The organism is Flavobacteriales bacterium, assembly GCA_016779935.1.
Taxonomy (GTDB): Bacteria; Bacteroidota; Bacteroidia; order Flavobacteriales; family UBA7312.
Map to the genome: position 1 here is coordinate 38869 of JADHMQ010000013.1, position 6402 is coordinate 45270.

4 protein-coding genes and 1 tRNA gene are annotated in these 6402 nt (G+C 35.1%); all 5 read left to right on the top strand.

Annotated features, from left to right (window positions below):
• Nucleotides 1-64 precede the first annotated feature (64 nt).
• Nucleotides 65-4429, top strand: coding sequence for a DNA polymerase III subunit alpha (gene dnaE / locus ISP73_06960; GenBank protein MBL6658322.1), 4365 nt, complete (start codon nucleotides 65-67; stop codon nucleotides 4427-4429).
• Between the two features lie 56 nt (nucleotides 4430-4485).
• Nucleotides 4486-4803, top strand: a complete 318-nt coding sequence (gene trxA / locus ISP73_06965) for a thioredoxin (GenBank protein MBL6658323.1) — start codon at nucleotides 4486-4488, stop codon at nucleotides 4801-4803.
• A gap of 47 nt (nucleotides 4804-4850) precedes the next feature.
• On the top strand, nucleotides 4851-5771 hold the full coding sequence (locus ISP73_06970; GenBank protein ID MBL6658324.1) for a DUF58 domain-containing protein: 921 nt from the start codon (nucleotides 4851-4853) through the stop codon (nucleotides 5769-5771).
• A gap of 87 nt (nucleotides 5772-5858) precedes the next feature.
• Nucleotides 5859-5932: transfer RNA gene (locus tag ISP73_06975), tRNA-Asp, on the top strand.
• Nucleotides 5933-6190: 258 nt separating this feature from the next.
• Nucleotides 6191-6402: site-specific integrase (locus tag ISP73_06980; GenBank protein MBL6658325.1), on the top strand; the 212-nt coding region annotated here is incomplete at its 3' end.

Sequence of the window (6402 nt, forward strand, 5' to 3'; positions counted from 1 at the left end):
CAACAATGGGTATTATTATTAGCTTAATTTTTACTTTTACAAGGCATTAACTCAAACAGACAAAGTGTACTTAATTTTTGATACAGAAACCACTGGATTACCTAGAAGCTGGAAGGCGCCTATTACGAATGTAGAAAATTGGCCTAGGTGTGTTCAAATTGCTTGGCAGTTGTATGATGATATGGGTGTCTTGATAGAGCAAAAGGACTTCCTAATTCGTCCTGATGGTTTTAATATTCCTTTTGAAGTTGAGAAAATTCATGGTATTTCTACGGAGCTTGCTCAACAAAAGGGTCACGATTTGGTAGAAGTCATCGCTGAATTCAAGAAAGCGATTGACAAAACAACTTTTTTAGTTGGTCAAAATGTAGGTTTTGATGTTAATGTATGGGGTTGTGAATTCCATAGATTAGAGGAAGATTTAGCATGGACTAAGCTTAAGGTTTTGGATACCTGTACCGAAAAGACTGCCTCGCTTTGTCAACTACCAGGTGGTAGAGGAGGAAAGTTCAAATTACCCAACCTAACGGAATTACACCATTACTTATTTCAAGAGTCTTTTGATGAGGCTCATAATGCTACTGCCGATGTTGAAGCCACAAGCCGCTGCTTTTTAGAACTTCTAAGAAAGGAACACTATTCTTTGGAAGAACTTGGGCAAGTCACATCGTATTTCTCAGAATTTCAATCAGTAAATCCTTCTATTATACAGCCTTTGGGTCTTAAGCACTTAAACCTTAAGCAAGAAAGCGCGAAACTTGTAAGAGTTGAAGATGTAAAACCTGAAACCTCAGTTGATGATGATACTGATTTAAGCTCTTCTCCATTTGTTCATTTACATAACCATACGCAGTATTCTGTATTGGAGTCAACCACCAAAATTCAATCTATGATTGATAAAGCGGTTGAGTTTGATATGCCTGCTGTTGCCATTACAGATTATGCCAATTTGTACGGTGCATTCCATTTTGTTGACGCCATCCATAAACATCCTTCAAATAAGGAGGTTATTGAATATAATAAAGCTGTTGATAAGGGAGATGAAAATGGACCTAAAAAAGAATTATCTATAAAAGGAATTATAGGTTGCGAACTATCTATTTGTAGAGACCATGCCAATAAGGATACCAAAGACAATGGCAAATCCATGGTTTTTTTAGCAAAAAATAAAGAAGGCTACCATAATTTGTCTAAGATGAGTTCTTTGGCATTCACCGATGGTTTTTATTACGTTCCTCGAATAGATAAGGAAATTGTAAAGAATTACAAGAAAGACCTTATTGTTATTAGCGGTGGTGCAAGTGGTGAGATTTCAGATTTAATTTTATCAGTTGGTGAACGACAGGCTGAAGAATCCGTTATATGGTGGAAGGAACAATTTGGTGATGATTTTTACATTGAGCTTGTACGTCACGGCATAGAAGAAGATAAACGACTAAGCGATACTCTTATTCGTTTAGCCAAAAAACATTCTGTTAAACTAATTGCAGCAAATAACTCTCATTATCTTAATAAAGAAGACGCTAACGCACACGATATTTTGTTGTGTGTAAAAGACGCTGAATTGCAGTCTACCCCTATTGGTAGAGGACGCGGCTTTAGGTATGGATTTCCAAATAATGAGTACTATTTTAAATCTCAAGAGGAGATGAAAGTGCTATTCAAAGACATTCCAGAAGCTATTTCAAATATTAGTGAAATTGTTGCTAAAATAGAGAGCTATCAACTTAAAAGGGACGTTCTACTTCCAGCCTTTGATATACCCGAACAATTTATAGTAAAAGAAGATGAAGAGGATGGTGGTAAGAGGGGCGAGAATGCTTATTTAAGACACTTGTCATACGAAGGTGCAAAGGAAAGGTATCCAGAAATTACGGATGAAATTCGAGAGCGTCTTGATTTTGAACTTGAAACGATTGCCAAAACTGGCTTTCCAGGTTATTTCTTAATTGTTCAAGACTTTACCAGTCAGGCACGAAAAATGGGCGTTTCAGTAGGACCAGGCAGGGGGTCTGCAGCTGGTTCTGCAGTAGCGTATTGTGTTGGCATTACTAATGTTGACCCTATTAAGTACGACTTACTTTTTGAGCGTTTTTTGAATCCAGATAGGGTATCCCTCCCGGATATTGATATTGACTTTGATGATGAAGGTAGAAATAAAATTATTGATTGGGTAGTCAATAAATACGGTCAAAACCAAGTAGCACAAATTATTACCTACGGTACTATGGCGGCAAAATCTTCTTTAAGAGATACTGCTAGAGTTCTGGATTTACCCCTTTCTGAAGCCAATGGTTTAACCAAAAAAATGCCAGATATCAAGTTGAATAAACTTTTCAACTTTGATGATAAAGAATTGAAGGATAAGCTTAATAGCGAGCAGTTCAAGATGGCTCAAGAGTTCAAGGAATTAGCCGAAGGAAATGATTTACAGTCTAAAACCATTAAACAAGCCACTATACTCGAAGGTTCCTTAAGAAACATTGGATTACACGCTTGTGGTGTTATCATTACTCCTGATGATATCTCTAAATTTATACCCGTTCGTAAAGCGAAAGATACTGAGCTATTAGTTACTCAGTTTGATAATAGTGTTGTTGAGTCAGCAGGGATGTTGAAGATGGATTTTTTAGGACTAAAAAACCTAACCATTATCAAAGATTGTTGTAAAATCATCAAGCATATTCACGAAAAGGATATAGACCCAGATAAAATTCCTTTAGACGATGAGTTAACTTATCAGCTTTTTCAAAGAGGGGAAACCAATGGAATTTTTCAGTTTGAATCTCCTGGAATGCAGAAAAACCTCAAATCTCTTAAGCCAGATAAGTTTGATGACTTAATAGCTATGAACGCCTTGTATAGACCAGGTCCAATGGATTACATTCCTAATTTCATTGCTCGTAAGCACGGAAAAGAAGATATTATTTACGATTTGCCTGAGATGTCTGAAATTCTTTCAGATACTTATGGTATTACGGTTTATCAAGAGCAAGTGATGCTTTTATCTCAGGAGCTGGCAGGTTTTTCCAAAGGTGATGCCGATGTTCTTCGAAAAGCTATGGGTAAAAAGATTTTTGCTTTACTGGAAAAGCTCAAGCCAAAGTTTTTAAATGGCTGTAATGAACGGGGTCATGACGTAGAAATTGCTGAAAAAATATGGGGCGATTGGGAAGCCTTTGCAGCCTATGCTTTTAATAAATCGCATTCTACTTGCTATGCTTTGATTGCGTTTCAAACCGCTTATTTAAAGGCTCATTATCCGGCTGAATACATGGCGGCTTACCTAACTCATAACATGAACGATATAAAGAAAGTTACTTTTTATATGGAGGAGTGTAAACGAATGGGTATTAAAGTTTTAGGTCCAGATGTAAATGAGAGTTTTTACAAATTTGCGGTTAACAAAAAAGGAGAAATCAGATTCGGTTTAGGTGCTATTAAAGGCGTTGGTGAAGGTGCAGTAGAAACGATAGTAAACGAGCGAAAAGAAAATGGAAACTACCAATCTATATTTGATTTGAGTAAACGAATTGATTTGAGAGCTGCCAACAAACGTGCTTTCGAAAGTTTAGTTTATGCTGGAGGATTTGATAGCTTTGGTCATAAACGTTCCACCTATTTTTATGATGATGGTACGGGTAGTATATTCATGGAACGAGTCATGAAATACGGTCATAAATTTCAAGAAAATTTAGATTCTGCTCAAGTATCTTTGTTTGGTGAGTCTTCCGAAGAAGTCCTTTTAGAACCTAAAGTTCCGGAGGTTGAGCCTTGGAATACATTAGAGATGCTAAATAAGGAAAAAGAAGTGGTTGGCTTTTATATTTCTGGACATCCATTGGATGATTACAAACTTGAAATGGAAAGCTTCTGTAACTTTAATATTTCTGAGATTAAAGATTTCCCAGCAATTAAGGGAAGAGATATTCTTATTGCTGGTATGGTAGCGCAGGTAGAGCACCGATTCACAAAAGGAGGTAAGCCTTTTGGTACTATTACCTTAGAAGATTATCACGACCAAATTACCTTTTTCTTATTTGGCGATGATTACCCAAAGTTTAAGGCCTATATGACTGAGGGCTGGTTTATCTATGCTCAATGTAGGGTTCAAGAGCGAAAATGGAGTAAAGAAAATGAACTAGATATTAAGTTAGTGAATGTGGAATTGCTTTCTGAAATAAAAGAAAAAGCCATTCGTTCAGTGTGTGTGAATATAGAATTAGACGATTTAACACCGGATATTATTAACAGAATTCAGGCTTTAGCAGAGGATAATGTTGGTAAACATAACCTAAAAATTATAGTAAACGATTCATCTGAAGGGTATGCGGTTTCTTTACGTTCAAAGAAATTTAAAATCAGTCTTGATGAAGATTTTATATTTGGTCTAAAACAAATTCCAATGTTGGAAATTCAAATCAATTAATTGTGTAATTTTGTGACAGGAAATAATCCAAATTAAATAATAAAAAAATCGATAAAATGGCATTAGAAATCACTGACAAAAATTTTAAGGAAGTAGTATTAGATTCTGACAAACCTGTATTAGTTGACTTTTGGGCGACATGGTGTGGTCCTTGTAGAATGGTTGGTCCTATTGTTGATGAATTATCAAACGATTATGAAGGAAAAGCGGTAGTAGGTAAGGTTAATGTTGACGATAATTCTGCAGTACCTTCAGAATATGGTATTAGAAACATTCCTGCACTGTTAATTTTCAAAAATGGTGAGATTGTTGATAAGGTAATCGGTGCCGTACCAAAAAATGTATTAGCTGAAAAATTAGACGCTCAGCTGTAATAGTTTTTTAAATGATAAAAAAGGGCGTTAAGCCCTTTTTTTTTGAGATGATTGATAGAAAACACATAGAGAAATTTAAAAATTTAGAGCTGCTTGCTAATCAAGTAGTAGAAGGTTTTATTACTGGACTTCACAAAAGTCCTTTTCATGGATTTTCTGTTGAGTTTGCAGAGCATAGACTTTATAATTCTGGAGAAAGTACGCGTCATATTGATTGGAAGTTATTCGCTCGAACAAACAAGTACTTTGTTAAACGCTATGAGGAGGAAACTAACCTAAGATGTAGGATAATTATCGATCAATCCTCATCAATGTATTTTCCAAAAGTTGATAATCCTTCCTTAAAAACACCAAATAAAGTTTTTTTCTCGGGTGTCTGTTCTGCGGCTCTTATGAATTTACTAAAACGCCAAAGGGACGCTATTGGTTTAAGTGTATTTTCTGATAAAGTTTATCTTCACACTACTGAAAAAACGAGTACCAAACATCATCAGTTTTTGATGCACCAGCTGGATAATATCGTCAATGATTCATCTACTTTGAAAACATCAAGAGTTACAGAAGCTCTTCATCAAATAGCTGAAAATATTCACCAACGTTCTTTAGTTGTGCTCTTCAGTGATATGATGGATAATTCGGAGAATACCGATGAGTTGTTTTCTGCCCTTCAGCATTTGAAGTTTAACAAACATGAAGTCATTTTATTTCATGTTATGGACAAGTCAAAGGAGTTAGAGTTTGACTACGAAAACAGGCCTTATAAGTTTGTTGATATGGAAACAGGAGAGGAGTTAAAGCTATCTCCAAATGAGGTTAAAAAGAACTACAAAGAACAATCGCTATCTTTTCTTAAAGAGTTAAAGTTGAAATGTACACAATACCGTATTGATTTTATTGAAGCCGATATTAATGAAGGATATGATAATGTCTTGTTATCTTACCTTGTCAAACGATCAAAATTATATTGAGTTTTTTTTGTGATAATCTTGTAAGTAATTCAAAAAACAATTTATATTTGCACCTCTTCATTTTTGAAGATGTTCTTTTATAGAAACGGTCTGGTAGTTCAGTTGGTTAGAATACATGCCTGTCACGCATGGGGTCGCGGGTTCGAGTCCCGTCCAGACCGCAACCTAAAACACATTTAGGAACATTTACCCTGCAAACTTATTGTTTGTGGGGTTTTTTTATGTTTTTACATCTCAAAATTCATATTAATTCTCACTAAAAAGGTGCCCAAATCGGTGCACTTATTAACAATTAAGGATTTTAACCCATTTTATGCCCTAAAATGTTGAAAACAGGCATAAAATGTGAGAAGATAGTACAGTTAAAATTAATGAATAACGAGTAAAAAATGTTATATTTACTCTAGTAGTTTGAATTTATGAAAAATACATTTTCAATATTATTTTACTTAAGACACAGTAAGCTTAGAGCTGATGGAACCACACCAATATATGTCAGAATTACAATTCGTGGTAAACGCTCAGATTTTTACTCTAAAAGAAGTATTATTAAGAGTAAATGGTGTCCAAAGAAATGTAGAGTTAAAGGGACTAGCGAAGAAGCTAGAATTCTTAACTTATACCTAAATAC

What these genes read in the sequence shown, in the direction of transcription:
- trxA (MBL6658323.1), top strand. Translation starts at nt 4,486, where the DNA reads ATGGCATTAGAAATCACTGACAAAAATTTTAAGGAAGTAGTATTAGAT.
- ISP73_06970 (MBL6658324.1), top strand. Translation starts at nt 4,851, where the DNA reads ATGATTGATAGAAAACACATAGAGAAATTTAAAAATTTAGAGCTGCTT.